The sequence below is a fragment of the Thermosporothrix sp. COM3 genome (assembly GCF_059696735.1).
The window spans coordinates 3,835,808-3,862,666 of the sequence record NZ_AP019376.1 but is presented as its reverse complement, the minus strand read 5'-3'; the positions used below and the strand labels follow the sequence as shown (position 1 = coordinate 3,862,666).

The window sequence follows — 26,859 nt, the reverse complement described above, 5'->3', positions numbered from 1 at the left end:
GGGTATATATTGAATTATGCGGTTCCGAAACTCAGGCCAAGCTGACGCAACCATTTACGATAAGCAATGGACGTGCGGTCAGAGCGCAGATGGAGTTCGGCCTGAAGATCAAGCGGCAGAAGCTCCGGGCGCTGTGATTCGACGACCGGGATATCCTGTAGCGTGATGATATTCTGGAACTCGCGTACCTCTTCATCGGTCTGATCAGTGTGATCAATGGCGACATAGGCCCAGGCGATTGATTCCTGTTCGGAGACCGGCGTGACCGTAAAGAACATTGCAAAGCGCGGCCCGGTTGAGGTTTTCATAAAATAGGCGCTCAAGGGGCGAGGTACTTTATACGTATAGTGAACGCGTTTCCCTTCTCCCGTGCCGTCTGGATTCGGCTGCCAGACAGAGATATCACGAGCAATGACACCCTCCGGGGTGATCTCGGCGGTGTAGTCGTTGATCGCGGGGTCGATGGGATCGCCCAGATAACCCTGATGGACAAAGGGGAAATGGGCGACATCCAGGAAGTTTTCAACTGCTCTTGGCCCACTTGCCTTATAGGTGTAGGGACCGCAATGAATCTTACGGAACGAGGGGTCATCCCATTCCTCAAATACGGGAACATCCTGTGTGGTTTCTCCGAGCGTCACCCAGACCCAACCATACTTCTCGGTCGCGCGATACACTTTTGCGCGGGCCTTCGAGGGGGGAATCTGCTCAGGATGCGCGGGAATACGGACACAGCGTCCTTCTGCATTGTAGGTCCAGCCGTGGTATGGACAAATAATGGTCTCGTTCTCGATACGGCCAAGCGAAAGCCGGGTACCTCTATGGATGCACAGGTCACGCCAGGCACACACTTGATCGCCCACCCGCCAGAGCACGATATCTTCTCCGAGCAGTTTGACTGCCAGCGGTTTTTCACTTGTTACGTCTTCAGAACGTGCGACAACATGCCAGTCGTTGGCAAGCACAGTATCACACAGTTGTTGCTGCTGCATATCTCATCCTTACTTTGGGGGAATAGGTATCTCTTTTGAGAATGTCTTCCACAGGTAATACTATCTCAGTCTCTTCTGAAAGTAAAGGATTCTAGCCTCTTTTTATGGAATAGTTGCCTGTGAAAGGTGAACTATCTGTGTATTGAAGTGGTACCCGGAATGGAAGGAACAAACAATGTAGAGGAGAAAGGTCTTAGCGCTTGTGTACCTGATGAATCTTAAGCGCGATCTGGAGTGAGAGGCGAAAGTCTGCATCTTCAAGCGAGTGGCCCAGAAGCTCTTCAATGCGCCCGAGGCGATAGAGCAGCGAGTTGCGGTGCAAGTGCATCATCCGGGCTGTTTCGCTGAGGTTGCCATTGCAGTGAAAGAAGGAGTCCAGGGTTTCGATCAGGGTTTCGTCCTGCCGGCTATCATGCTGTAGCAGAGGACCAAGCGTTTCACGGTAGAAGGCGTCTAGCTCGCTGTGTCCATCGAGGTGGAAGAGCAGGCGATAGATGCCAAGCCGTGCGAACGAGTGGATTTTCCCTTCCCCGAAGAGTCGGCGGCCTATTTCCAGCGCTCGTTGCGCCTCTCGATACGATTGCGGGATCGTCTCAAGCGTGTTGGCGATGCGCCCGATGCCGCACGAGAGCGGAGTGCCTTTATTGGTGCGGGAGAAGATGCGCTCCAGCCGGGTATAGATTGTCTTTTCACGCTCATTCTCGTCTGCCACACTGGCAGGGAGCAGGGCCAGCACGCGCCGTCGCTCGACCAGTATCCAGCAGCCGCGCCAGTCGCGTTGTAGCTCTTCGCGGATGCGGCGTCCCCACAGTGCTGCCGGATCGCCGGGGCGAAAATCGGGGATCTCCTCGGCAAGCTCGAAAATCGCAACAACCTCTGGTTGGGCGAGATCGTAGCCAAGAATGCGAGCGCGAGCCAGCATTTCCTCTGTGCTCTGGTAGGTGCCGCGAATAATATTGGTGAATGCCTCGACAAGATAACGATTCTCGACCTCGCTGCGTTCGCGTTCCCGGGCCACTTCCAGTGCCAGCACCGGGACAACCTGCCCGAGAATAATGCGTTCCAGAAAGTCGAAGTCGCTTTCGGGGCCGATCAATGAGATCGAGCCTACCACCTCGTGCCGAATCTGGATCGGTTCTGTGATGCGGGTCAGCGAGCGCTGATGCAGAAAATCGTCGGAGAAGCTGGCTGGAAGCTCAAGCGGTCGCGCTGAGTCGGGCGTGGCTTGAACCCGAACCTCGCCGCTTGAGTCCTGAACAATGACCCATTTTTCCCGGCTCTGCGCCAGATAATCACAGACGCCCTGAATGCCGGCACCCTGAACGCTCAATTGCATCAGATGATGAGCAATCTCGGTGGCTTTGCGCTCGATTTCGCCCCTGAAGCTGACAACAAAGGTAATGACTTCGCGCTCAATCTCTTCGAGGTGGCTGTTGGCAGGCAGGAGGATCAGGGGAAAGTTCTGCTGATCGGCAAAGGAGATGGCTTCCGGGTCGAGGGCTGAGAGATCGGGGGCGGCAACTCCGACCGCTGCGACGCCTGCTTTCTGCAAGCTTTTGAGCAGGCGGGGAAGTGTTTCATCCAGTCGTCGTAGCTGTGAAAGGGCGAGCAGGGCCAGTTCGCCCCCCTGCACGCTTTCAAAGGCTGGCAGGCGTACGCGCATGCGACAAGCCCAGGTAACGCGGCGTTCCAGCCCGCCTGACCCCGCCACCAGCTGGGCTTCGCGTGAGGCGAGCAGCGTGAGAATATTGCGGACTGAGGCCGATGAGATGGAAGGTGGAAGACTGCTCATAGCTCACACTGTATTCCCACTGTTTCTTTCATCCCCGGCAGCCGTGGAAGGCCACCCCTACGAGAGAGGAGTGCAGGCTTCATCCCTCGTTCATGGAGCGTGTGTAGTTCCAGAAACGTGAGTGATGTTGCCTTCACACTCTTCTGTGCACACTCAAAAGGTTGCTGTGATACAGCAATGCGAGAAAATAAGGGAAAGCCGACTAGCGGCGGGTTGCTGTTGCGGCTTTTTGCTGTTGCTGTCTCTCTTTCATCTTCCGTTTTTTCTTCAAGTGTTTATGCCAGGCAACTTTTTTCGTTTTATTCATATAGAAACCTCCTCTGACTGCATTAATCTTCTATTTCAAGCGAAGAATCGAAATCGGCGTCGCTGAGCTCGTCGCTTTCGTCTCCGCTATCATAGTACTCGTCATCATTGCCAAGCTCGTCATCATCATCATGCTCGTAGCGAACCGCAGAGCCACGAATATATGCGCGGATCGTATCGCTGCTGCCCTGGGAGGGGAAGCTGACGCGACCGAACATACTGGGATGCTGGTACTCCTCGCGAATGATAATACGGACCTGGTTATTCTCGGTTCCAAGAATAGCTGCTGCGTATCGGTTCCCATGTTCCATGAAGGTAATCAGGCGATTTGCCAGACGGGGTTCAACCTGTCCGATTTCGTCACCTGCTGCATTATATACCAGCAGAGAATGGCCGCTGACGCGCAACTGCACACGATCTCCCACCCCGATTTTCACGAGAATGGAGGCAGGGCCGAGGTTGATCAGATCGGTCACACCGGTCTTGCCGGTCTCCTCAATGAAGAGCCGTGGATCAATCCTGTCTGTCACCGGGGTAGGTTTGCGTTCCTGGGTGTCTTGAAGCAGTGCCAGACGCTCAAGATTCTTTTTCGCGATAGTGTTGTTCGGGCTAAATTTGAGTGTCTGGTTATAGGCATCTCGTGCCTCGGCGTACATGCCTAGCTCGCTATAGGCTTTGCCGAGACGATTGAGCGCATCTGGTTCGCTGGGGAAGAAGCCCAGAATGTTCTTGTTGGTCTGGATCGCTTCTTCCCATTGTCCCTCTTGCGCCTGCTTGATGGCGATTTCAGTCCATTGTTTCTTTAAGCGAGCTTTATCTTCGGTTGAAAGGGCTTGCGTCATCGAACGACACCTCCATCATCACCATGATGTTATTATTTGTAGTCCCGATTACGTGAAGGAAGGTTCAGCAACCGCGCACCCCTGAAGGGACCAGGCTGTCGCTCGTTCAATACGCACATTGACCAGATCTCCCGGCTTGATATCTCTATCGTCAGGTGCGGGGAAGAAGACCAGTTTGTTCGTGCGGTTGCGTCCCTTCCATTGCTGAAGGCCACGAGAGGTGTTGATCTCTTCAACCATCACTTCTTCGATACTGCCTACCAGCGGTTGATTGATTTCCAGGGCAATTCTGGCCTGTTGCTCTTCCACTGCATGCAGGCGGCGCTTCTTCTCGGCCAGCGGGATATCATCTTCCCAGCGTGCCGCGACAGTGCCGGGGCGTACAGAGTAGGCTGCAACATGGACGACATCGAAACGGATCTTTGCCAGCATATCAAGGGTTGTCTGGAACTCTTCCTCTGTCTCTCCGCAGAAACCGACAATAATATCTGTTGAGAGTGAGGCTTTCGGCCATAGCTCGCGTACGCGGTCAATGCGCTCGCAGTATTCCTCTATAGTATAGCCGCGCTTCATACGCTTGAGTGTATCGTTATGTCCGGCCTGAACGGGAATGTTCAGGTGCTCGCAGACCTTCGGCATAGCGGCCATACGGCGGATCATGTCGTCTGTCATATGGCGCGGGTAGGAGGTCATAAAGCGGATGCGCTTCAGCCCTTCGATCTCGCTAAGGCTCTCCATCAAGTCGGCGAGATTTGGCTGCCCGGGCAGGTCAAGCCCATATGCCTCAATAGTCTGACCAAGCAAGGTCAGTTCTTTCGCTCCCTTGTCAACCAGAGTACGGGCCTCAACCATCAGCTCATCAATCGGCCGGCTGCGCTCGCGGCCTCGGCGATAGGGAACAATACAATAGGTGCAGACTTTATTACAGCCGAGCACAATCGGGAGCCATGCGGTTGGCTTGGCGTGCGCCTGTGGTGGAATGTTGGTCGGATAGTGTGCGACGCGCTCGCCAGGTTTAGGCACGATTGCCATCGGCAGAACAGTGCGTTTTCCGGTCCTATTAAAGGAAGTTGCGAATGTCGGTGTGATCTGTGCGGGTGCTACAGGAGTTGCGGCCGGCTGCTCGTTGTCCATGAATTCAATATCCAGACAGCCTGCTCCAGAGATAGGGGTCCAGCGTTCTTCCAGGAACCGCGGCAAAATGTCGGCCTGCTCTACCTTCATAAAGAGGTCGATATGTGGGTATCGCTTGCTGAGCTCATCAATGGTTTTTTGTTTGCCAATCATACAGCCCATCAGCGCGACAAGCAGGTCGTCACGTTTCTCCTTGACTCGCTTGAGCTGTGCCAGCAGGTTGTGAGCCTTCTCTTCGGGAGCCTGGCGCACGCTACAGGTATTGAGGACCACGAGATTTGCTTGATCCATACCCGTTTCTTCCCAGCCCAAATCCTCTAATATGGCCTGGATGCGCTGCGAGTCGGCCTGGTTCATCTGGCAGCCGACCGTCCAAATATGATATTTACCGCGCGGAATATTCGTCGTGGTCATCGTTAACGCCTCTCTTCGAGTCCAATTTGCTGATCTACTTTTGAACTATGCATAAGGAAATAGAAACTTTCTCCGGGACCTTATCTCTAGAGACGGTATTATATACTGTCGTCCGTGCTTTGTCCAGGTGGCTTACAATGGGGGTTTCTCGGGGGGAATGAGACTCCTTTTTCCCATGCTGGGAGCATGTTTTTCAGAGGCGTTCTTTCCTTTCGCCTTCTCCCGGGCTGCTCTCTGTCTCCTGGCAGCCGGGTAAGCGCGCCTCTGCTTGCCAAAGGACAGGCAACATGGTATAGTATATTTAACACTGCCTTAACATTCTCTTAATATTGATTTAACACAGTGTGGCATCGACCGGATGGTTTTTGTAGGTTTGTGGTTGTGGGTTCCCGGGGATCGCTGCTTCCCCTTTGTGTGATCGTTGCCTCTTGCTACTTCGGCTGGAATAGGTATTTCAGCAAATTCTGTTTCCAGATTCACATGATGTGACGTTTGCGACTGTTTGGCGGGTCGCCTTATCTCAGGAAGGGAGGGGGTCATGTTCAACACCGCAAATCCTACGGCAGTTCTGGGATTGCTGGTGAGTGGCGTCTGTTTGTTGCTCTATGGGGTTCATCAAATGGCCGATGCGATGCAGCGGCTGGCCGGTAGCCGGCTACGTAGCGCGACAATGGCGCTCTATAAACAGCCGCTTGCGGCTTTCGGTGTGGGGGTACTGACAACCGCGTTAACGCAGAGCTCAAGTGCCACCTCATCCTTGCTAGTTGGTCTGGTGGGGGCGCAATTGATGCCTCTCAGTGTCGCTATTATCATGCTTTTAGGAACCAATGTCGGCTCTACCCTGGTGGTTCAATTGCTCGCCTTTCACATTACCGATTATGCCTTGATCATTGTTGGTCTGGCTGCTGCTATCGCCTTGCTGACACGCAAGACATCGAAGCGGGAACTCGGAGGGGCACTTGTTGGTTTCGGCCTGATTTTGCTGGCGCTGGCGGCGCTCCAGGCTGGAAGTAAGCCCATTACATCGAATGAGATCACTGCGGAACTGTTGCAGAGGTTAACAGACGCGCCGATTGTGCTGGCGCTGATCGGGCTTGTGCTTGCTGTCATCTTCTCTTCAAGTACGGCCACGATCGGTATTGTGCTGGTGCTGGCTTCTAATGGCTCGCTGCCTTTAGATGGGGCGGTTGCCTTGATGCTCGGGGCGAACGTTGGCACGACGATCATTGCCCTGTTAACATCGATGGGGCACGAGGCGATTGAAGGGCGGCGGCTCGCGCTGATTCACACCGGCACCAAGTCACTCGCGGCTGTCGTCGCGCTGGTTGCATTGACCCCTCTGACTGATTTGCTGGCTATGTTGCCCGTGCATGCAGGGATGCAGGTCGCTCTGGGACATCTTTTCTTTAATGTGCTGCTGGCTGTGGTCTTTGTCCCGCTGGCGCAGCCGCTGGCCTCGCTGGCGACAAAGCTGATGCCTGCTTCCGTTGAGGAGTCGCAACCCGGGCTTGATCCGGCGGCGCTTCAGTCGCCGGCGCTGGCTCTGGGACAGGCGACGCGTGAAATCCTGCGCATGACCGACATTGTCACGAACATGTTCAGGCGCAGTATTCGCGCCTTTGTGCGGAATGGCAATGAGGAGCCGCAACTGATCGGGAAGATGGACGATCAGCTTGATGAAATGGAGGATGCCGTCAAGCGGTATCTGACGCAACTGGCTGAGGATAAGATGACGCCCGAACAGAAGCGGCGGCAGATCGCGCTGCTCTGCATCGTGACCGATCTGGAGGCGATCGGCGATATTATCGACCGACAGTGCATGCGGGTCGCACGGCGCAAGTGGCGCAAACAGATCTCGTTTTCACAGGAGGGATGGAATGAGCTTGTGACCTACCATTCCGAGGTCACTACGGCGCTCCAGCAAGCGTTGGCGGCGCTGGCGGCTCAAGATCCAACGCTGGCGGACGAGTTCTTTGAGCGTAAGGCGCAGCTCAGCCAGATGAAACGCGAGTTCCGCTTGCGACATTTACAGCGGCTTCAGTCGAAACTACCGCCTAGTGTGGAGTCGAGCGCTCTGCACCTGGAATTCTTGAATGCGATGAGCCGGGTTGTGTCGCATGCTTCCAGTATCGCTCATGTTGTGCGGGGAGATATGTAGTCAGGCAATATCGACAAAGAATGCAAGGGAACTGTTCTCGGTGAGCGCGTTTCCTTGCTTTCTTTTTTGGGGGGCGAGTGCAGGGTTCGAGTTGTCAGAATCATATTTGTCCTAAATGTTCGTTTCTGGTGATATGGAATTTAAGCTAAAATAGTATATATCTGGACAAATTCTCTATAGAAGCGTATACTGATTCCAGTAGATATATCAAAATGTATTGTGCATGCTTTTTTGTGGGGGTTGTGAAAGATGGTTCTTTCTACGCTTTCTGATAAGGAGCTGGTTGCTCGTTGTAAACAGGAGTTACCGGGCAGCACAGGAAGCTATGAGCTACTCGTTCAACGCTATATGCACCAGGTGTATCGTGTGGTCTATGGGGTCGTTCATCAAAGGGAAGATGCCGAGGATATCACCCAGGAAGTGTTTCTCAAGGTCTACAACGGTTTGCCTCGACTGGAAAAAGCATCCTCGTTTCCTGGCTGGCTCTATCGCATTGCCGCCAATACCGCACTTGACGCTCTAGAAAAGATGCAGCGTCGCAAGTCAAATGAAATCTCTCTCCCCGAGCCCCAGCCGGTAGCTGTCGCGGGCCTGGAGGATAGTGTGTTACGGGCCGAGCTTCGCGAGTGCATCCAACGGGTATTGTGTCAGCTCAAACGCGAGCAGGTCGTGGCCCTGGTGCTGCGCGATTTTGAGGGGCGGCCATATGAAGAGATTTCGCGGGTGCTGGAGGTGGAAGAGGAGAAACAAAGCACGGTTAAAATGCGCATTCATCGTGCCCGATTAGCTTTTCAGAAAAAGTTTATTCAAATGTGTGAAAAAGTGAAAACAAAGGCGCGTCAGCGTCTTTCGCTCTCCACAATGTAGTTAAGGAGGATAGGGGTTTGTATGCGAGATGAAGAAGTGTTGTTGTGGATAGAACGTTTACTTCGTGATTTTGCTGATGAGGATCTTGATGCCGCGTTGCGTGCGTACCCTGACATACCCGAGGTGATTCAGCGTGCCTGGGAAGTACGGAAGCTGCTTCGCTTCTTTCAGGCAGAGGCCGTGCAGGTTCCAATGGGGCTTGAGAAGGCTGTCTTTGCCCGGCTCAGAACCGTGCATACCGGACGCGAGTTCCTTGATCTCACGTCGTATGCCGGGCGCGAGCTGGTAGATCTCTCGTCTCAGGGGCTGCTTTTCTGGCTACTTGAACTGGTGCGGTTGCTTGTTGGGCTGATTGATCCCGCTGCTGGCACGCCGGGTCTGGCCTGATCGTTGCAAGAAAGGATCACAGATGGACCCGCAGCTTATCTTCAAGACGCTGTACCAGATTTTGACCCAGATTCTCGACTTTCTCCCTCGTATGGTCAATGGGCTGGTAATCTTGCTTGTTGGCTATCTTCTCAGTTGGGCGGTGCGCAGATTTTTGTCCTTTCTGCTGGTGCATTTGCGTGTGGAACAGCTCGCGACGCGGGCGGGAATTACCGGGGCGCTGCAAGGCCTGGGCATTCGGACGCCGCTTTCGCGCTTGTTGGCGCAGATAGTCTTCTTCTTTCTCCTGCTGAGCTTCGCCACCTCGGCTGTGCAATTAATGGGGCTTTCAACGGTTGCCGATCTGCTTCAGCGCGTGTTGCAGTTTATTCCGGTTGCCATTAGCGCCGGGCTGATTATCATTTTCGGCTCGATGCTGGCACGTTTCGTCGGGACCGCCGTTGGAACGGTCGCAAGGGGAGCCAATATCAGCTATGGGGGCGCTCTGGGCCGCTTCCTGGAATATCTGCTGATGACGCTGGTTGTGGTGCTCGCCATTTCAACCATCGGGGTCGATACTACCGTGTTGACGACCAGCTTTACCATCTTGATCGCCGCGATCGGTCTGGCTATTGCGCTGACATTCGCATGGGGAGCGCGTGAGGCTGCGCGAAATGTGATCGCTGGCTATTATGTGCGGCAGCGCTGGCGTCCCGGGCAGTGGGTACGCGTGGGTGAGTACCAGGGCGAGATTCATTCGGTCGTCGGAGCCTTTACCCTGCTGGAAGCGAAACAGGAAAACGGCGAACGCAAACTTATTTCACTCCCGAAATTCCCTGTTGTTACAACAGGTGTCAACAGGAATAGAGCGAGACGTACCGCCTCCAGAGACGCAGCATTAGCGCTGGAAGAAGAGAGAGAGCGCTGCTCTCCTCTTCTTGTCCTCCTGAATTTCTCTGTCTTTTTTGAATCTCTGTGAAAAAACTGTGACTTTTTGCTGGCGATCCCGTCTGTACTGTGGAGAAAGGTGCAAAAGTTGCTACTTCTATTCACTCGTGTCTGATAGGTAGCTTTATGAGGAACGTTTGAGAGGAGTGAAGCTGACTGATGGGAGAAATAGGGCGTATTGAAGCAATGTAGCATCCTTTTACGTGTCTAATATTGCAGAGTATTCAAGGGGAAAGTTCTTACACAATAAGAGACAGCAATGTTTTTCTTTCTCCGAAAAGCAGACGTGTAGATGGAAGGAAGGAACGTCACAGGCGTTTCTTATATGACTACTTTACAACCCGACATACTGACGACATTCTTTCTGAGTGGCGTCAGACAGAATTTTTATTGGTGCAAAGGAGTACATATAATGCAGGAGTATGCAGAAGAGAAGTTTGAAGACGAATTCCTTACCGTTGGTGAGGTCGCGAAAATCTTGAAGGTTGATCCAACGACGGTCAGGCGCTGGATCAGACAGGGGAGCCTGGAAGCGGTGCCTCTGCCTCTCAAAGATGGAGGCGTGCGGCGTCGTCATCGTATCAGGCGGTCGGCCCTGAACTCGCTGTTACTTGACCAGGAGAAATAAAGCTCTATGAACGTGGGCGGATTTGTTGCTTTTGGGGGAGTAGCCGAATGAAACAAGCCATTTCTCTTGAGCCTTCCTGTTTATGCCGTGAAAGAGCGTGTATGGAGCCGTCGCATCTCTCCTTAGCTGTGCTGGCTCAAGAAGCATATCGCGAAAGCCGGAGCCTGCTGCATTCACGGCTGACTGAGAATCGATATGCCTGGGAGCTTTTCCGCCGGGCAATCGTGGAGCAGGATGAACAGGCATGGCAATATATTCTGACACTGTATAACCACCTGGTCATTTCCTGGATACATCAGTGTGCGCCTGCGCTTTTGCTCTCGCGGGAGGATGCGCAATCGCTGGCCAATGAGACGTTTGCGCGTTTTGCCCGAAGTTGTGGAGCGCAGAAATTCACCTCTATTGCCTCACTTCCCGCTTTAATGGCCTACCTGAAGCTGTGTGTGCGCAGCACGGTTCTGGATGAATTGCGGCGTCAGCAGGTGCGCAATATGTATGAATTGAAGATTGATGAGGTGGTGGCGGAGCCGCGCATTGAAGATCCGGCGGAGGGTGTGGTTGAGCGGTTGGACGCGGAGGGACTCTGGCACTTGCTGGCCTCGTTAACTCGACGTGACGAGTGTATCATCCTTCATTGTGTCTATGTGCAGGGCTTGACTCCTCGCGATATCCAGCAGCGGTATGCCGATTTATTCCCCTCGATTGAAGATGTCTATCGGGTGAAGCGCAATGTGCTGGATCGGCTGAAGCGGAGTGCTCAACTGAAAGCATTTCTGGAAGAGCATGTCTAGCAGGGAAGCGAGTCTGAAATCCCAGACTCGCCTGTTGCTGGCACGGCTAGCGCTGAGCGGGGCCCAGTGCTTCCACTTCGGACCAGAGCTCATCTGGTATCGAGAGCTGAGCCAGTGCGATCGTTTCATGCAGCCGCTCCGGTTTTGACATCCCGACAATTGTGCTGGCGATCCGCGAATCACGCAGGGAGAATTGAAGTGCAACCGCCGCCAGAGGGAGGCCATAGCGTTTACAGATCTCCTCAAGCCTGATCGCGCGATCGATCAGCTCGGGAGAGGCTTCGCCATACATATAGCGCGGGTAGTTGCTTGGGCCTTTGGCAAGCATCCCGCTTCCATATGGGGCGGCATTGACCGCGGCTACCTGATGCCTGACGCAGACATCCCAGAACGACCCGGCTTCCTGGTTCAGCAGGGTATAGCGGTTGTGCGAAATAGCAACGCTGAACAGATCGGTTTCGACAAAGCGTTGCATCATGTCGATGGGCCCGCCTGCGATGCCCAGATGCTGGATCAGGCCCTCTTCCTGACAGCGGCGTAGCGCTTCAACCGGACCTCCGGGAGCCATCGCCGCCTCAAAACCGATCCATTCCGGATCATGAAGATAGCAGAGAGGCAACTGTTCCAGACCGAGCAGGGTCAGGCTACGCTCAACGCTGCGGCGCATCTGATCCCCCGTGAACTCATTCGTTTTCAGATCACGGTCGGCTTTCGTCGCGATAACGTATCCTTGCGGCACCCCACCAAGCTCCTTGAGGACAATGCCAATGCGGCGCTCGCTTTCGCCATCGCCATAGGAGGCTGCGGTATCCAGGAAATTGATCGGGCTGCGGAAAATCTCGCGAATGGTTGCCAGAGCTGTTTCTTCGGCGACACTGTAGGCGAAGGTTTCAGGCATGTTCCCAAGCGGTGCACAGCCCACGCAAAGTGCTGTGACCTCTAAGCCTGTCTTGCCGAGTGGGCGCAATGGGAGAAATGACGGTGTTTGCATAGAGTTCCCCTTTCTCTCTTTGGCGGCCAGATAAAGAGAAGGCAGCGTCTTCCCTGCCTTCTCTCGTGTGTTTTTGAACCCGTTGGAATAAAACCAGATTATTTTCGCCGATCTTCCACACGGGCGCTGGCGGTTTTCGATTCGCCTCCGGTTGCTCGTGGCAGCGTATCAGGCCCGACCAGATGGACATGTGGTGTATTGCCGGTCACGGATTTGACGGCGGCTGCCATCTCTTTTTGCAGACGGCGGGTCAGATCCTCGCTGGCGAGCATGGTTGGCTCTTTGACCTCGACCAGCAGATCAAACGTGTCAAGGTCATTCTTGCGATCAACGACGATGCGGAAATTGACGCCGGTCTCCGGGAAGCGGAGCAGTGCCGCCTCAACCTGACTCGGGAAGACGACCAGACCGCGAATCAGCACGGCATCATCGGTACGTCCCTTAATCGAGCCGATTTTAGGATGTGTGCGTCCGCAGGTACAGCACTCTTCCCACCACAGGCGCGAGAGGTCGCGGCTGCGATAGCGAATCATAGCCGTGCCATCGGACTCTAGCCACGTCCAGACAAGCTCACCCTCTTCGCCTTCGGGGACGGGCTCGCCTGTTTCGGGATTGATGCACTCGACCAGGAAGGTATCAGCCCAGGCGTGCATACCGTCGCGGGCCTCGCATTCGCAGGTCATGCCAGGGCCAAGAAATTCGGTCATGCCAAATTCATCGTAGGCCTTGATGTTGAAATACTCCTCAAGTTTGAGGCGTGTTTCCCAGGGCCAGGGCTCCGCGCCAAAGATACCAACTTTCAGTTTCGTGTCGGTGAAGTCGATGCCCATTTCGCGGGCCTTGTTGCCAACATAGAGGCCTACCGAGGGCGTCATACACATGCCAGCAACGCCAAAATCGTAGATAAAGTCAATCAGGCGCTCATACTGGCGTGCGTCGGCACCCATCGGGATTGCCATGACGCCCATTTTCATCGCGCCGTAGTGGAAACCAAAGCCGCCCGTTGGCAGGCCATATCCATAGCAGTTCATCAGGACGTCGCCGGGGCGCAGGCCGGTCATCCACAGTTCGCGGGCGTTCAGTTCGGCCCAGTGCTCAATGTCTTTCATGGTCGCGAAGACCGGGACACTTTTTCCGGTGGTGCCGCTGGTCGCATGCAGTTCGACGGCCCCGTCTTCGCCTCCCGGCTGTTTCATTGCCACGCCGTAGGGATAGGCGGCACGAACCGTTTTCTTTTCCAGAAAGGGAAGCTTTTGAATGTCTTCAAGTGAACGGATGTCGGATGGTTTAACCCCTGCCTCATCATACAGCTTACGATAGAAGGTATTCTGGTGATAGACGCGCTCAACGGTTGCCTGTAATCGCTGTAACTGCAAGGCTTTCAGTTTCTCTTTGGGGAGCGTTTCTATTTCTTCATTAAAGAAACGACGGCTGCTCATAGTAAAGAAAGTCCTCCAGATTGTATGACCCCACTCACATCTCTGGATGCAGCGAGCATACGATCTTTTTTGTTTCAGAATAAGTAGTGAGTAAATTTTTTGTTTCTTGCCACAACACGGTTGTGTTTGTCGAGCGTCTGGAGCAGGCTGCTATGGGCAACCGACAGACGAGATGCTAGGCACGTGTCTGACAAAACAGATCTGATATCTACTCAGCATATAGCATAAAGTTTGCCACCAAATAGGAGGGGGCGATTTTCGGAAATAAGCTGCCTCCATTCTATCATGGTCAATGCGTGACCGTCTATGAAGAGGCCCAGAAGGAATAGGATATGATATCATGGGGAAAAAAGCTGCGAAGGAGCTTACAACGTCATGTCACACACGATACAGGCCGTTATCTGGGATCTGGACGGCGTGATTATAGATAGCGCAGACGCTCATCGCAAGGCATGGTACAAATTGGCTGAAGATCTGGGAATCCCGTACAGTGATGAGGAGTTCTGGGCTACATTCGGCCAGCGCAATGATGCCATTATTCCCCGGATGGTCAAGGGGGCGACCCCTGAACAGGTGCGGGCCTATGGCAATCAAAAGGAGGCCTATTTCCGCGAGTTTGCCCGCGAAACGCTCGCCTTTCTGCCGGGAGCACAGGAGCTTCTGCGTGGACTACGCGAGGCTGGTTTCCGGCAGGCGCTGGCCTCCTCAACCCCGATGGAGAATATCGAGCTGATCAGTGAGGTGCTTGGGCTTCATCGCTACCTGGACACGCTGGTCTCTGGCGAATCGGTCCCGCATGGGAAGCCCGCCCCTGATGTGTTTCTGAAGGCCGCCGAGGAACTGGGGGCCGCGCCTGCGCATTCGCTGGTTATTGAGGATGCAGTTGCCGGAGTGCAGGCGGCTCGGGCCGGAGGCATGTATTGCATCGCGGTGGTGGGTGAGCGCGATCTTCCCGGCTTGCGGGCCGCAGATCTGGTTGTCCGGGATTTGACCGAAGTCTCCGTTGAGCGCATTCAGCAACTGGCTTGACAGGAGCAGGGCAGAGTGGCACAATAGACAACACAAACAGGGAGGTGTAGGGGTCCCGGTGGGCCTCACCGTCTTCAAAACGGCTGGAGGGTCGCTCGGCGCGGTCCTCGGTGGGTTCGACTCCCATACGCCTCTGTCACTCTTCCTGCTTTCAGGCTGAAATGATTTTCCCTCCTGTTGCCTTCAACAGCCGATCCCGCACGGCACGTCCCAGGCCTTTTTCTGGAAAATTCCGACAGAGAATCACATCCACTCCCGCATCTTCCAGCGTGCGCAGTCCGGCAAAGAGCCGCGCCGCGACCTCTTCCGGAGCCTTGAGGCTGCCTGCCGCATAGCTATGGAGGCCGCTGTGTTGAAAGGTTACGATATCCTCGGTTGCGATGAGGACGCCAACCTGTTTCCCCTGTGCGCTATACCGTGCAGCTTCGCGCTGCATCGCGGCTCGGACCTGCTCGTCGCTCCCCTCAAAAAGATATGCGGGCACATGCGGCGAATAGTGGATCAACATCTGTCCCGGAGATTTCATCGCCGTCCCTTCGTCAGCCGTCGGGCGCTTTTTTGCGACCTGTACATCAGGCAGGACGGCTTGTAATGCTTCAAGACTGACGCCACCGGGACGTAGAATGGTCGGCACCTCGGCGCAGAGATCAAGAATGGTTGACTCAACGCCGACCGCGCATGGTCCGGCATCCAGAATCAGCGGCACTCGGCCTGCGAGGTCCTGGTAGACATGCTGTGCCGTGGTTGGGCTGACATGCATAAAGCGGTTTGCGCTCGGGGCAGCTATCGGTGAGTTCATCGCGCGAATCAGGGCCCGGGCGATCGGATGGCTTGGCATACGCACGGCAACGGTGTCGAGGCCAGCCGTGACGGTGCGAGGGACCTCGGGCGCGGCTGGAAGGATCAGGGTGAGTGGACCGGGCCAGAAATGTCGGGCCAATTCGTGCACCAGAGGGGGAATGCTGGCTGTTAGCCGAACAAGCATCTGTTCATCAATGATATGCGCAATCAAGGGGTCACTGTACGGGCGCTCTTTTGCCGCGAAGATGCGCTCGACTGCTTTGGGCCGAAAAACGTCTGCTCCCAGGCCATAGACGGTTTCGGTCGGGAAGACAACAACATCTTCTCCACGTAGAATGGTGGCGGCTCGCTCGATGATTGCCGCGTCTGGCTGTGCTGGATCAAGGGGGATTACTTCTGTCTGGTACATGTCCGCCATTATCGTTCTCCTGCTCTTATAATGTTCTCTTTTGGCTGTGAGTATAGCACGTTTTCAGGTATTCAGGTAACAGCTCTCAAGAGGGAGAACAAACCCCTCCATAGTCGCGTTCTATTGTTCAGGATAGATCCTATACTGTAAGGTGGCTTTATGTCCTCAATAATCTCTGTTTTTTGCTCGCAAGAATATTGAAAAATGATAATGATAAAGGCAGGTTCGGCAAAATGCATTCTAAGAAAACGCTCTCTGATAAAGAGATTTGTGGCAGTGCCGGATAGGATGGTGAGCAATGAAGCTGATCTATAGCGTGTTGCGACGGATAGGACACTTTTTCCTCGGTTTACAGGTCAAGTTGGCCCTTTCCTATCTGGTTATTACTATTGTTTCTCTCCTTATTTTTGAGACGTTAGCAATTTGTCTTGTTGCACAGGTGGCGATTGCGAAGTATCCGCAGCGTGTCTTGAAACACTTCAAGCAGGAAGCGTCGATGCTGGAAAGTGTGCTCAAAGAAGTGAAAAGTCTTCCCCAGGAGGATCAGGATGATTACATGCGCTCGATTAACCTGGTCCTGCAACATTCGACGGCGAAGAATGCCTGTGCGCAGGTGCGTATTGATCTGGCAAATATTCCCCCGGATGAGCCGTTTGCCTATTCCGATGTTGATGAGAAAGAGTGTAACAGTATTGATGTGAGCCTCTATACCCGCTTTGGTTTTGTCGTCCTGCTGGATAGCAGAGGGCAAGTGCTTGCCTCAAGCGATCCTCGACAGTTCACGGTACGGCGCTTGATTCTTCCCCGTCTCTCCTCTACCGAACGCGCCGTCTGGCAGCATGTGCTTCACGAGAAGCAGGATAACGTACAGGCGCAGATCTCTGATACTGATAGCGTGCTGGTCGGTGCGATCAAAATACGAGATGAGAGCACACAGCAAACCTTTTTCCTGCTGACCAAACAGGGTCTCCCGGATACCTGGACGGTATTGCCCGGGATTCTGCATTTGATGGGGCAAACGCTGCTGTGGGCGACCGGCGTTGTTGCCTGTGTAGGGGGGCTCTTTGGCTTTGCACTGGCACACTGGTTCGTCGGGCGCTTTTTGCCCGTGCGGCTGGCGGTCGAGAAGTGGAGTCAGGGCGATTTTACTGCGCAGGTACAGGACCGTTCCCGTGATGAACTTGGCTCGCTGGTGCGCCACCTGAACAGTATGGCTGTGCAGTTGAAAATGTTGCTTCAGGCACGGCGGCAACTGGCAGCACTGGAGGAGCGGCATCGTCTTGCGCGTGATCTGCATGATAGCTTAAAACAGCAGTTATTTGCGCTTGGTATGTTGATTGGCGGGGCGCGAACGGTCTTGCATCGAGATCCCGCACAGGTTGAGCAGCGGTTTGACGAGATGGAGCACTTACTTGAGCAGGCACAGGAGGAGCTCAAAACGCTGATTCATCAATTGCGTCCTCATGCGCTGGCTGATAAGCGGCTGGTGGCGGCTGTCGAGCAGTTCTGTCGGCAGTGGGAGATACAGCATGGGATCGAGGTCAGGCTTGAGCTGGAGCAGGACCTTGTGCTCCCACGCTTTCTTGAGGAGGCGTATTATCGGGTGATGCAGGAGGCCTTTTCCAACATTGCCCGTCATAGTCAGGCAACGCAGGTCTATGTTCGGCTCGGGCGCTGGCAGCAATCGGTTTTGCTCTCAATTGCCGACAACGGGCGCGGGTTTGAGCGAGAGGCCTTGACGAAGCAAGGGCTTGGATTGGTGTCGATGGAGGAGCGGGCGCGTGAGGTTGGTGGCTTATTTCGGCTGGAATGTGCCCCGGACCAGGGAACGGTTGTGCAGGTCATGGTGCCGCTCGATCTGCTGAAGGCTGATGCCGAGCATTTGAAGTCAGCGCCGATTGTTTCCTGAAACACTCTACCTGTTTGTGCCTTTTGTCCGCTCCTCTTGACTCATTGGGCCGGGAGGTTTAGTATACGCACTTAAAAGAAGCTGATCTGTAGCACTGCGGGCGCATGTGGACTTGTAGGTGTTTCTGAGAGGAGAGCGGTTGTATGCCTGTAAAGAAACCAACTATCACGTTATTGATCTCCTGTCCTGATAGGCCGGGGATTGTCGCTGCTATTTCGCGTTTCATTTTTATGCATAATGGGAACATCGTTGAATCGGACCAGCATTCGACCAATCAGGGGGAAGCCTCTTTCTTTATGCGGGTCAGTTTTGCTGAAGAGGGCTTTCAGCTTGATGAGGTGGCGCTGAAGGAAGCGTTTGCGCCAATTGCCAAAGAGTTTCAGATGAAGTGGAGCGTCCACTATTCACGGCAACGCATGCGAGCGGCCATCTTTGTTTCTCGCTTAGATCATTGTCTGGTTGATTTGCTCTGGCGCTGGAAGAGTGGTGAGCTGCTGATGGACATTCCCTGTATTATCAGCAACCATCCCGACATGGAGCCGCTGGCGCGTATGTATGAGATCCCTTACGAGTATTTCCCGGTACAGAAGCAAACGCGTCGACAGGATCAGGAGCGTATGCTTGCCTTTCTCGAAGGGAAGGTCGATTTTCTGATTCTGGCGCGTTATATGCAGATTCTGGAACCGTTCTTTGTCCATGCCTATCAACATCGTATTATCAATATCCATCACAGTTTTTTGCCTGCTTTCGTGGGCGCTAATCCCTATCAGCGTGCCTTTGAGCGTGGTGTAAAGCTCATCGGAGCGACAGCGCACTATGTCACCGACGAACTGGATGAAGGCCCGATTATCGCACAGGATGTGATTCATTGCGATCATCGTGACTCAACCGAGGATCTGGTGCGTAAGGGGCGAGACGTGGAACGACGGGTCCTGGCCGAGGCGGTCCGGTTACACACAGAAGCTCGGGTGCTTGTCTATCGAAATAAAACGCTGGTTTTCTAGCTCCGAGTGGCTCTACAAGCGGAAGGAGAGCAGGGAAAGGCAGAGCGATCAGATGAGGGTGCTCAAACGGCGTCGAGGCGCCTGGGGAGCGTTACCAGAGAAAAAAGTCTGGGTTTTTCTGAAGAGGGACGAACACCTTGCCTCGGGTTGATGTTCATCTATGACATATGATACTATTAGAGAGGTAAAAAGGCCGCCATGTGAGTCCGAAGAGGAGCACCCATGAGAGAAACGTACAGGGGTACACCGACATTGCAGCGGCGTCACGCCGAACTTTCCTTTGAAGAGCGGGCGCAACTGAATGCGGTGATTGATCTGTTAATCCCGTCTGACGGGGATTTCCCCCCTCCTTCCAGCCTCCATCTTATTGATGAGCTGTTAATTCATCTTCATCCTTGCCAGAAGAGTCAGGCCCCGCGCATGCTCACTGTGAAGCGTCTACGCCTGCTTTTACATGAATTGAATATTTCTGCGGGAGGTGATTTCTGCCGGGCCAGCCCTGAGAAGCAGCAAAGCTTGCTCAAGCAACTGGAATGGCGTAATCCAGCTTTCTTCCAGGAATTGTGGACTCTGGCAAATCATAGCTACTATACTCGTCTGGCTTATCTGTCGGGAAGTGTCAAAGAGACACACACGATCCGCTACGCCGTCTAAAGTATCTACTCTGAATAACCGCTACAAAGGAAGATGAAACTCCGGCTTATCCATTCGGAAAGAAGAAGGTGGAGAGGAGTACGCCCAGTAGCCCGAGCAGGAGCAAGAGAACCGCAAGCATTGCGAACCAGTGATTGGCGGCCTTTTTCTGAGGGTTTTCTTGTGCCTGAGAGGTGGGCAATCTATCCGCGGGCGGCGAAGAGTCTGGTACAACTGGCGAGGGGACCAGACATGGATATGGTTTTGTAGGTATCGTATCGATGTCAGGGACAACGCGTGGCTGCTGCACGCGCTCCTGATTGGTTTCAACCGCAGTGTTGCGGGTTTGGGAAGCTCCATTATCTGTATCAAAAAGAAGTGATGTTGTGCTTGCCGAAGCGGTGCGCAATGGGCTGGCAACAGGTGAGGTCAGAACTGCTGTCTGATAGGCCTGATACAGCATCAGCGCTGACGGATAACGGTCGGCCGCTCGCTTTTGCAGGGCGCAATGAATCACTTGATCGACTGCCTCTGAGAGAGAGGCGACAGAGAGTCGCGCCGATGGCGGCTCTTCTCTTATGTGCTGTAGCAGGATTTCAGTTGAATTCGTCCCTGTGAAGGGCGGATGCCCTGTCAGCAGGTGAAATAAGAGAACTCCAAGAGCATATATATCACTTTCGGGCCGGAGCAGTCCTAGCGATTGCTCCGGCGCTCTATATTCCGCTGTCCCTCGGCTGAGATTGGTGGTCGAGTATTGCGCCTCGGGAGCGTTGCGCCACAGATCTGGGTCCGTGAGATAAAGATGTCCGCTGTCGGTGACAAGGATATTCTCGGGCTGGATATTGCCATGCGGCATTTGCTTTGTATGGAGATAGTGAAGCGCGTTACATATCTGAAGCAGCAGCGGCAGGGCCTGGATGGCCGAGAAGCGCCCGCCTACCCGCGTCAGTAGATCATTCAATGAGCCACTCCGAATGCAGGGATACACGATAAACAGAAAGTCTGGCTCTTCCCCATAGGTCAGCATCGGCAATAAATGCGGGTGGCTGAATGTCGACATGGTGCCAAGCGCCTGTAGCATTCGCTGGCGCGTGAGCGGATGACGTGTGCGTAGGAGCTTGATGATAACCTCTTCGCCCGTGACCGCGATATGGCATCCTCGATAAGATTCTGTCAGATGGCTATCCTTGCTCCGCTGAATGCGATGCAAGAGCAGATAGTTACTGATCTGTCTTCCTGTCAGATCGCTCATGATCTCTCCTCTGCTGAGTAAATGCATCTGTTCTTCCTTTCCCTGCCTTCTACTCTTGCTCTCCCGCTAACATACGGAGTAAACGAAAACGGTGTTCTTTTTCGGGCAAATCACGGGAATATCTGAACAAGGGTGAAAAATCGCCCGGATTTGACCCCAAAAAGCCTTGACAAGTTTCCGATATATCGTTTATATTACTGATAACGATATATCGTGATATATTGAGAATGCGAAAAGGAGTATCAGAAAAATGCGTGGACGATTTGGAAGACAGTTTGCGGAGTCGTTTTTCGGTCCGGATTTTGAGCATTGTGGACCGCATCACCATCACGAGAGACGCCAGATGTGGAAGCAGATGAAGCGTAACCTGGTAATGGCACGCTACTTCGGTCGAGAGGATATCAGCTCTACTGTCCTGACCCTGCTACGTGAGCGCCCGATGACGGGTTACGAGCTGCTGAAGTTGCTTGAAGAGAAACAGTTTGGCTTTGCCGCGCCGGGCGTAGACGTGGTTTACCCCACCTTGCAGATGCTGGAAGATCAGGGCTATGTCACCGCTACCGTTGCCGATGGCAAAAAGGTGTACAGCATCACCGATGCCGGCAAGGCTCATTTGGAGGCACAGAGCAGCCACCAGGAAAATCCCTGGGAGCAGTGGCGTGAGCGCTTCCATACCTATCGCGATCGGTGGGCATCGCCCGAGGTGCAGGCATTGCGCGTAGAAGCTTCTGAGGTTGCCCGGCTGTTTGCGATCGCGAGCTGGGAAGCGATTGAGAAGCCCGAGCGGCTGGCGCAGGTGCGCGAGATTCTCGGTCGCACCCGCAGAGATCTTACCTCGCTGATCTATCCCGAGGAGACACCAGAGCCAAAGTCAGAGTCAAACACAGAGAGCTAGGATCTGGAAAACCGCTTGAGTAGTGCTGAAAATCTCCTGTAAAGGATACCGGTTCCCTCTCATGAGGAAGCCGGTATCTTTTTATGCTGTTGCTGGCTGAATCAGTCTGCCACGAGCGAAGACAAAGAGGATACCCATTGCCACAATTAGCGTCCAGAAGCAATAGGAGAGATCCTGTTCCAGAAAGGCGCTGTCAATCAATCCCTGTGTCATGGCGGCCAGCATCGCGCCCGCGACACCTACAAGCTGCCAGCGAAGCTCGATATCTCGCGTCTTGTGAACCGCGAGCAGGCCTCTGATGAAGGTGCGGAAGAACTGGACAAGCAGTCCCAGAAAGGCAAGCAAGCCAAAAATACCCATACTGACCCAGACGTGCAGGAACACGTTATGCGGGTGTGAAAGGGTTGGCTCATCGCTCAGGCCGGTCAATTTGCCGGTCAGCGGATCACGAAGAATCCAGTAATGGTATGTTGGCAGCTCACAGATCGAGTTTCGGCTGTAGTGGCAGAGCCAGTTATCCAGCCCCACACCGAACCAGAAGTGATCCCGAATCATGTTCCATGCTGTCTGCCAGAGATAAATGCGCTTTTCCGCGGTTCCTACACCTATGTGACTGTTGTGGCGCTCGAAGACATAGGAGAGGAGCGCCTGATGATAGATGAGAAGCAGCAGCGCCAGCGCCGCGCCAAAGGCAATCGCGCAAATCAATAGTGCCTTGCGATTGGGCAATGCACACGCGCCACAGAAGAGCAACGCAACACCGATTGCCAGCCATGCCCCGAGCGACTGTGTCAGGTAGAGCGCGATCAGCATCAGGACACAGCAGACCAGCAGTGATAGGCGCGCCAGCCAGGTGTTCTTCTTGCTGAAGAGCCATGCCAGCAGCAGCGGCAGCGTATAATCAAGCAGCAAGCCAATGCTGTTCGCGTTCCCATAGACTGTATGAATGCGGAAGCCCTCGGCCTCCCGGACCATCGTTTCTTTGAAAAACGTAAACTGGATGATCCCCATAACTGCAATACAAAGGCCGATACCGCTGAGGGCCAGCAGCAGGCGCTTGAGATCCTGCCGCGTTCGCAGGAAGAGCAGCGCCAGTATCGCATAGAGCAACGGGAAAAGCACTTCTTTCCGCAGGTCCACGGTGGCATAATGTTTTTGCAGCGCGGTGGTCAGCGACATGCAGGCGGCGAAGAGAAATAGCAGCGTTGGCAGAAGAAATGGCTTGATCCGCTCCCAGAGCAGACGCAGGGTGGCAAGGTTTCGGTTCTCTTTGTAGAGCAGCACTTGAATGATCGCTATCCCAAACAGGATACCGAGCGTGATTTCTGCCAGACTGAAGCTGAGTTTCGAGTGTCCGATCTCGATCACCTTCTGATAGTAGGGCAAATAGAAAGGGAAGGTGATCGGAAATAGGGTGATAGCGACAGAGAGACGAAACCAGCTCAACAGGGTAAAGATGGCGAGAAACAGGAAGGCGAGAAGCGGCGGAGCAGCAGGAAAAAGACCGAGCCCGGTTTGCTGATTCCCGATCAGGTAGAAGAGGAGCAGTGAGAGGATCAATCCGCCTTCATACAGGCGTTGCTGCCAGAAGGTGAGAGATCGTGCTGTCGCTCTGGTCGGGCGCTCGGGTGGATCGCTTGCCATATGCTCTACGCTGTTTTGCTTACCTTGTATTGTAGATAGCGTTTCGTCGAACTTTTCCATCAGTTATTTACACCAGCATTGTATTCATCTTTCATATGGATCTTACATGGCTCTGCTTTTTTCTGTGTATACAGTTCTACACTCTTTCTGGAAAGAGCCCCTCCCAAAAGAGTCAGCCTGTTTGAGTATAGCAAATGAGTATCCGAGCCGTCTATCTTTCAGAAGAAATGGCGATTTTCGAGCCTGTGCAGGATGGCATGCGTTCCAAAAAAAGAAAAAGCCACTCGCTTCTGCGAGGCAATATCCTTTTGTGGAAAGAAGGCGCCCACGAAATGGATATTGTCGCATTGAAGCGATGGCTGCCTGTTATCTGGTTACCCAGATTTTTGCTGCTGAGCCCTTGCTGATCACTACCTCACGTCCATCAACCGAGAGTGTAAAGTTATCAGTCGGTGCGTCTCCACTGGCAGAAATGACCTTCACCTGCATTTCAGGTGTCAGGCCCTTCTCGTGCAGATACATAATCAGTGCCTCCTCGTCCTCAACGACCTCGGAGATGCACAGGATTCGCGCGGTATCACCTTCGGGGATTGTGGAGAGTCGCACAGCGTTATTATCCTTCAAGTAGTTGCGCGCGTTGGGGACCAGGCCGGGAATGGGATTTCCATGAGGGCAGGTCTTCGGATTTCTTAGCGTTGCAATGACCTTTTCCTCAACCGCGCCCGAGATGTAGTGTTCCAGTCGGCAGGCTTCTTCATGCACCTGATGCCATTGTAAGCCGAGAATTTCGACAAGAAAGCGCTCGGTGAGACGGTGGCGACGGAGCACTGCTTCAGCGGCCTGAATTCCTTCCTCGGTCAGAGTGATGTGCCGCTTGTTGTCCATCTCGATATAACCAGACTTGACCAGACGCTTGAGCATTTCTGTGACGGTAGGTGCTGCAACACCGAACTTTTCCGCGAGTCTCGCCCCTATAACCGTATCTCCCTCTACGCTCATATTGTATATTGCCTCAAGATACTCTTCGACAGTTGCGCTTAATGCCTCGCCTGCTTTCATATGACAACTATCCTCTTTTCTAGATATCACGCACTCTTACACATACAATTTAGCACATCTGTACAAGATACGTCAAGGCGAACCGTGAAGCAATAGCACAATTGCTGCTCTGCCTCGCAGAGCCCTTCAGAAGGGAAAGGAGTGGGCGCTATTCTGCATATGATCGAACGGCAAGACAGTGGATAGGGATGTGTCAATTCAGGGATCGGATATAGTGAAGGAAAGAGGAGGCATACATCTTTCATGCACTGCTTATTCCGTACAGTTTTCAGGACACCCAACTGCAAACGAACGCGCTACAATAGGGGAAGGTACCGTTTAACTCTGCCTTTTCTGCTTGTATGTCTCCTCTTCTTTCTCTGTCCGACGTTCGCAACGGCGGCTTCGTTCTCTGAACGACCGTGTGCCTGGTATCTGGGGCGCGAGGGAGAGACGCCGGAACTGCTTGCCCGGCGCTTTCAACTTCCTGTGATCGATCTGATGGAGGCGAATGGTCTGCATGAGAGAAACGGCAACCTGAAAGGTCAGGTGCTCTGTATCCCGGCTACTGAGGCGGGAAGAACCATCGCTGTTGCACCGGAGAAACAGGGACCTTCGGGACTACAGCCTGATGGCTCGGTTCGTCGCTTTGCCTATGAGGCGCTGGAAACGTCAACCCTTGAACAGGTCTCCGATCTCTTGTTAACAGAGGCCGCGACCCGCCATATTCCGCCCGCCTTGCTTCGGGCGCTGGCCTGGCAGGAAAGTGGCTGGCAGCAGCAATTGATTGCAGAGGATGGCGGCATCGGCGTCATGCAGTTGATGCCGGAGACGGTTGACGAACTGAACTCCCGAGAGGGAAAAAAACGCGATCCTTATAAGGTGCGCGATAATATCCAGCTCGGCGCTCTCTATGTCCATTATCTCTGGGAGCGCTATCATGGAGATCTGCGCAAGGTGATCAGCGCGTATAATCAGGGGCCTGGCACTTTGGAAAAGCATGGCGTACGGAATAACCAGTATGTCCACACTGTCCTGGCTCTGATGAAGCGGTTCAGCGCGTGAAATGAGCTTCGTTTTGCCACTTGACAGCAGACGATTTTCTTCTTATACTGATACTCAAGTACAAGCGAATCAAAAAAGCGACGAACAGGAAGAGTACATAACTGACCTCTGGTCCAGAGAGCCGGGATTGGTGGAAACCGGTACAGCGGAGTTATGGAATGGGCCTGGAAGCTAAAGAGCGAACGCTGTTTGTACAGTCAGTAGGACTCTTTCGGAATGTCCCCCGTTATCGAGGACAGGATATACCAGAATTCTGGTCGTATCTGGAAATGAGGGATTATCTTTCAGTGTGAGATAATCTGAATAAGGGTGGTACCACGGAAAGCTTGCCGCTTCTCGTCCCTGGGGGATGAGAGGCGTTTTTGTTTTTGGGCTCCTTCTCTTTGATGTCGCATAAATGGAGGTTTGAAGATTATGACTGTTGATACGCATGAGGCGACTGCGCCCGGGGCCGAGAAAATGGCTACGAAGAAGCGCACCTTCTCAGGAGTGCAGCCGACCGGAAATATTCACCTGGGGAACTATCTGGGCGCTATTCGTAACTGGGTGGAAACTCAGGATCAATACGACAATATCTTTTGCATTGTCGACCTGCATGCTATCACGGTTCCTATTGACCCTGTGGAGCTCCATGCCAATACACGCAAACTGGCCGCGCTCTATCTGGCCTGTGGACTTGATCCGAAGCATTGCAGACTCTTCGTCCAGTCCCACGTGCATGAACATGCTGAATTAAGCTGGATCTTAAACTGCTTTACGCCGATGGGCTGGCTCAATCGCATGACGCAGTTCAAGTCGAAAGCGGGATCAAATCTCGATTCCGTTGGCACCGGGCTGTATTGCTATCCTGTGTTGATGGCCTGTGATATTCTGCTCTATCACACGAACTATGTTCCTGTGGGAGACGACCAGCGCCAGCATGTTGAGCTCACTCGCGACATCGCTATCCGCTTTAACAATCGGTATAAGCAGCAGATCTTTACGATCCCCGAAGCACAGATTCGCTCGGTGGCTGCGCGTATCATGTCGCTGACCGAGCCGACGAAGAAGATGAGTAAGAGCGATCCTGATGAGGGCTCTCGCATCTCGCTGTTGGATACGCCAAAGGCTATCAAGAAGAAGATCGGACGCGCAACGACGGACTCTCTCCGGCTGGTCGCCTTTGATCCAGAGCGCCCTGGCATCACGAATCTGCTCTCGATCTATCAGGCGTTGACCGGACGCTCGCGTGAGGAGATCGAGGCCGAGTTCGAGGGGAAGGGGTATGGCGAATTCAAGGCCGCGCTGACCGATTGCATTGTCGCGACACTGGAACCAATCCAGCAGCGGTATCATGAGTATATGAATGATTTGCCAATGCTCGAAAGTATCCTCAAGGAGGGCGCTGATCGAGCTCGCCCGCTCGCGGCAGAGACGGTTCGCCGGGTCAAAGAAGTGGTTGGTCTGGGCTAGTCTCGGGACCAGAAGAAACGCGCATGTTATGCATATCGTTTGATGCGCCTGTCTGTGGAA

General features: G+C 53.7%; 23 protein-coding genes, 1 tRNA gene and 1 other annotated feature. Of the genes, 14 read left to right on the top strand and 10 right to left on the bottom strand.

Annotation, left to right across the window (positions count from 1 at the left end; all coding sequences use genetic code 11):
- Nucleotides 1–14 precede the first annotated feature (14 nt).
- The 4 genes from KTH_RS16345 to KTH_RS16330 all read right to left on the bottom strand — a co-directional run bounded on the left by KTH_RS16345 (nucleotide 15) and on the right by KTH_RS16330 (nucleotide 5,480).
- Nucleotides 15–992 (bottom strand): aromatic ring-hydroxylating dioxygenase subunit alpha, encoded by a 978-nt coding sequence (locus KTH_RS16345; protein ID WP_497619982.1) that lies wholly within the window; start codon nucleotides 990–992, stop codon nucleotides 15–17.
- 193 nt (nucleotides 993–1,185) lie between these two features.
- Nucleotides 1,186–2,784 (bottom strand): helix-turn-helix domain-containing protein, encoded by a 1,599-nt coding sequence (locus KTH_RS16340; protein WP_497619981.1) that lies wholly within the window; start codon nucleotides 2,782–2,784, stop codon nucleotides 1,186–1,188.
- Nucleotides 2,785–3,113: 329 nt separating this feature from the next.
- Nucleotides 3,114–3,932, bottom strand: a complete 819-nt coding sequence (locus KTH_RS16335) for a tetratricopeptide repeat protein (RefSeq protein WP_111317924.1) — start codon at nucleotides 3,930–3,932, stop codon at nucleotides 3,114–3,116.
- 48 nt (nucleotides 3,933–3,980) lie between these two features.
- The gene (locus KTH_RS16330) at nucleotides 3,981–5,480 is read right to left on the bottom strand and encodes a MiaB/RimO family radical SAM methylthiotransferase (RefSeq protein ID WP_111317923.1); all 1,500 of its coding nucleotides are present in this window, start codon (nucleotides 5,478–5,480) and stop codon (nucleotides 3,981–3,983) included.
- Nucleotides 5,481–6,018: 538 nt separating this feature from the next.
- On the opposite strand from KTH_RS16330, the gene KTH_RS16325 reads away from it, so the two are divergent.
- The 6 genes from KTH_RS16325 to KTH_RS16300 all read left to right on the top strand — a co-directional run bounded on the left by KTH_RS16325 (nucleotide 6,019) and on the right by KTH_RS16300 (nucleotide 11,238).
- Complete coding sequence (locus KTH_RS16325; RefSeq protein ID WP_111317921.1) at nucleotides 6,019–7,638, top strand: Na/Pi cotransporter family protein; 1,620 nt, start codon at nucleotides 6,019–6,021, stop codon at nucleotides 7,636–7,638.
- A 249-nt stretch (nucleotides 7,639–7,887) separates the two neighbouring features.
- Nucleotides 7,888–8,505, top strand: a complete 618-nt coding sequence (locus KTH_RS16320; protein WP_111317918.1) for an RNA polymerase sigma factor — start codon at nucleotides 7,888–7,890, stop codon at nucleotides 8,503–8,505.
- A 21-nt stretch (nucleotides 8,506–8,526) separates the two neighbouring features.
- On the top strand, nucleotides 8,527–8,892 hold the full coding sequence (locus KTH_RS16315) for a hypothetical protein (protein WP_111317915.1): 366 nt from the start codon (nucleotides 8,527–8,529) through the stop codon (nucleotides 8,890–8,892).
- A gap of 22 nt (nucleotides 8,893–8,914) precedes the next feature.
- Nucleotides 8,915–9,850, top strand: coding sequence for a mechanosensitive ion channel family protein (locus KTH_RS16310; RefSeq protein ID WP_111317913.1), 936 nt, complete (start codon nucleotides 8,915–8,917; stop codon nucleotides 9,848–9,850).
- A 381-nt stretch (nucleotides 9,851–10,231) separates the two neighbouring features.
- The gene (locus tag KTH_RS16305) at nucleotides 10,232–10,447 is read left to right on the top strand and encodes a helix-turn-helix domain-containing protein (RefSeq protein ID WP_111317910.1); all 216 of its coding nucleotides are present in this window, start codon (nucleotides 10,232–10,234) and stop codon (nucleotides 10,445–10,447) included.
- Nucleotides 10,448–10,548: 101 nt separating this feature from the next.
- Complete coding sequence (locus KTH_RS16300; RefSeq protein ID WP_111317907.1) at nucleotides 10,549–11,238, top strand: RNA polymerase sigma factor; 690 nt, start codon at nucleotides 10,549–10,551, stop codon at nucleotides 11,236–11,238.
- A 46-nt stretch (nucleotides 11,239–11,284) separates the two neighbouring features.
- On the opposite strand, the gene KTH_RS16295 is transcribed toward KTH_RS16300, so the two are convergent.
- The gene (locus tag KTH_RS16295; protein WP_111317904.1) at nucleotides 11,285–12,229 is read right to left on the bottom strand and encodes an aldo/keto reductase; all 945 of its coding nucleotides are present in this window, start codon (nucleotides 12,227–12,229) and stop codon (nucleotides 11,285–11,287) included.
- 98 nt (nucleotides 12,230–12,327) lie between these two features.
- Nucleotides 12,328–13,668 carry a phenylacetate--CoA ligase family protein gene (locus KTH_RS16290; RefSeq protein ID WP_111317901.1) on the bottom strand — a complete coding sequence of 447 codons (1,341 nt, stop codon included), beginning with the start codon at nucleotides 13,666–13,668 and terminating at the stop codon, nucleotides 12,328–12,330.
- A gap of 375 nt (nucleotides 13,669–14,043) precedes the next feature.
- Between KTH_RS16290 and KTH_RS16285 the strand changes: the two genes are divergently transcribed.
- Complete coding sequence (locus tag KTH_RS16285) at nucleotides 14,044–14,697, top strand: HAD family hydrolase (protein ID WP_111317898.1); 654 nt, start codon at nucleotides 14,044–14,046, stop codon at nucleotides 14,695–14,697.
- A 40-nt stretch (nucleotides 14,698–14,737) separates the two neighbouring features.
- A tRNA-Sec gene (locus KTH_RS16280) sits at nucleotides 14,738–14,833 on the top strand.
- 15 nt (nucleotides 14,834–14,848) lie between these two features.
- On the opposite strand, the gene KTH_RS16275 is transcribed toward KTH_RS16280, so the two are convergent.
- Nucleotides 14,849–15,916, bottom strand: a complete 1,068-nt coding sequence (locus KTH_RS16275) for an L-threonylcarbamoyladenylate synthase (RefSeq protein ID WP_211325985.1) — start codon at nucleotides 15,914–15,916, stop codon at nucleotides 14,849–14,851.
- 289 nt (nucleotides 15,917–16,205) lie between these two features.
- Here KTH_RS16275 and KTH_RS16270 point away from each other — a divergent pair, with 289 nt between their 5' ends.
- From KTH_RS16270 to KTH_RS16260, 3 genes are all read left to right on the top strand, one after another.
- Nucleotides 16,206–17,816: a HAMP domain-containing sensor histidine kinase gene (locus tag KTH_RS16270; RefSeq protein WP_111317895.1), complete on the top strand. Its 1,611-nt coding sequence runs from the start codon at nucleotides 16,206–16,208 to the stop codon at nucleotides 17,814–17,816.
- 143 nt (nucleotides 17,817–17,959) lie between these two features.
- The gene (purU, locus tag KTH_RS16265; protein WP_111317892.1) at nucleotides 17,960–18,820 is read left to right on the top strand and encodes a formyltetrahydrofolate deformylase; all 861 of its coding nucleotides are present in this window, start codon (nucleotides 17,960–17,962) and stop codon (nucleotides 18,818–18,820) included.
- Nucleotides 18,821–19,042: 222 nt separating this feature from the next.
- Nucleotides 19,043–19,474 (top strand): gluconate 2-dehydrogenase subunit 3 family protein, encoded by a 432-nt coding sequence (locus KTH_RS16260; protein WP_111317889.1) that lies wholly within the window; start codon nucleotides 19,043–19,045, stop codon nucleotides 19,472–19,474.
- A gap of 46 nt (nucleotides 19,475–19,520) precedes the next feature.
- Here KTH_RS16260 and KTH_RS16255 read toward each other — a convergent pair whose 3' ends face one another.
- On the bottom strand, nucleotides 19,521–20,705 hold the full coding sequence (locus KTH_RS16255) for a serine/threonine protein kinase (protein ID WP_170142266.1): 1,185 nt from the start codon (nucleotides 20,703–20,705) through the stop codon (nucleotides 19,521–19,523).
- 250 nt (nucleotides 20,706–20,955) lie between these two features.
- On the opposite strand from KTH_RS16255, the gene KTH_RS16250 reads away from it, so the two are divergent.
- Complete coding sequence (locus tag KTH_RS16250; protein ID WP_111317884.1) at nucleotides 20,956–21,600, top strand: PadR family transcriptional regulator; 645 nt, start codon at nucleotides 20,956–20,958, stop codon at nucleotides 21,598–21,600.
- Between the two features lie 81 nt (nucleotides 21,601–21,681).
- Here KTH_RS16250 and KTH_RS16245 read toward each other — a convergent pair whose 3' ends face one another.
- Nucleotides 21,682–23,244: an O-antigen ligase family protein gene (locus KTH_RS16245; RefSeq protein ID WP_170142265.1), complete on the bottom strand. Its 1,563-nt coding sequence runs from the start codon at nucleotides 23,242–23,244 to the stop codon at nucleotides 21,682–21,684.
- 366 nt (nucleotides 23,245–23,610) lie between these two features.
- Nucleotides 23,611–24,303: a metal-dependent transcriptional regulator gene (locus KTH_RS16240; protein ID WP_111317878.1), complete on the bottom strand. Its 693-nt coding sequence runs from the start codon at nucleotides 24,301–24,303 to the stop codon at nucleotides 23,611–23,613.
- Between the two features lie 243 nt (nucleotides 24,304–24,546).
- On the opposite strand from KTH_RS16240, the gene KTH_RS16235 reads away from it, so the two are divergent.
- Together KTH_RS16235 and trpS are read left to right on the top strand one after the other, a co-directional pair.
- Nucleotides 24,547–25,347, top strand: coding sequence for a transglycosylase SLT domain-containing protein (locus tag KTH_RS16235; RefSeq protein ID WP_111317875.1), 801 nt, complete (start codon nucleotides 24,547–24,549; stop codon nucleotides 25,345–25,347).
- A 71-nt stretch (nucleotides 25,348–25,418) separates the two neighbouring features.
- Nucleotides 25,419–25,694, top strand: a binding site (T-box leader).
- Nucleotides 25,695–25,761: 67 nt separating this feature from the next.
- Nucleotides 25,762–26,799, top strand: a complete 1,038-nt coding sequence (gene trpS / locus KTH_RS16230; protein WP_211325984.1) for a tryptophan--tRNA ligase — start codon at nucleotides 25,762–25,764, stop codon at nucleotides 26,797–26,799.
- Nucleotides 26,800–26,859: the final 60 nt, after the last annotated feature.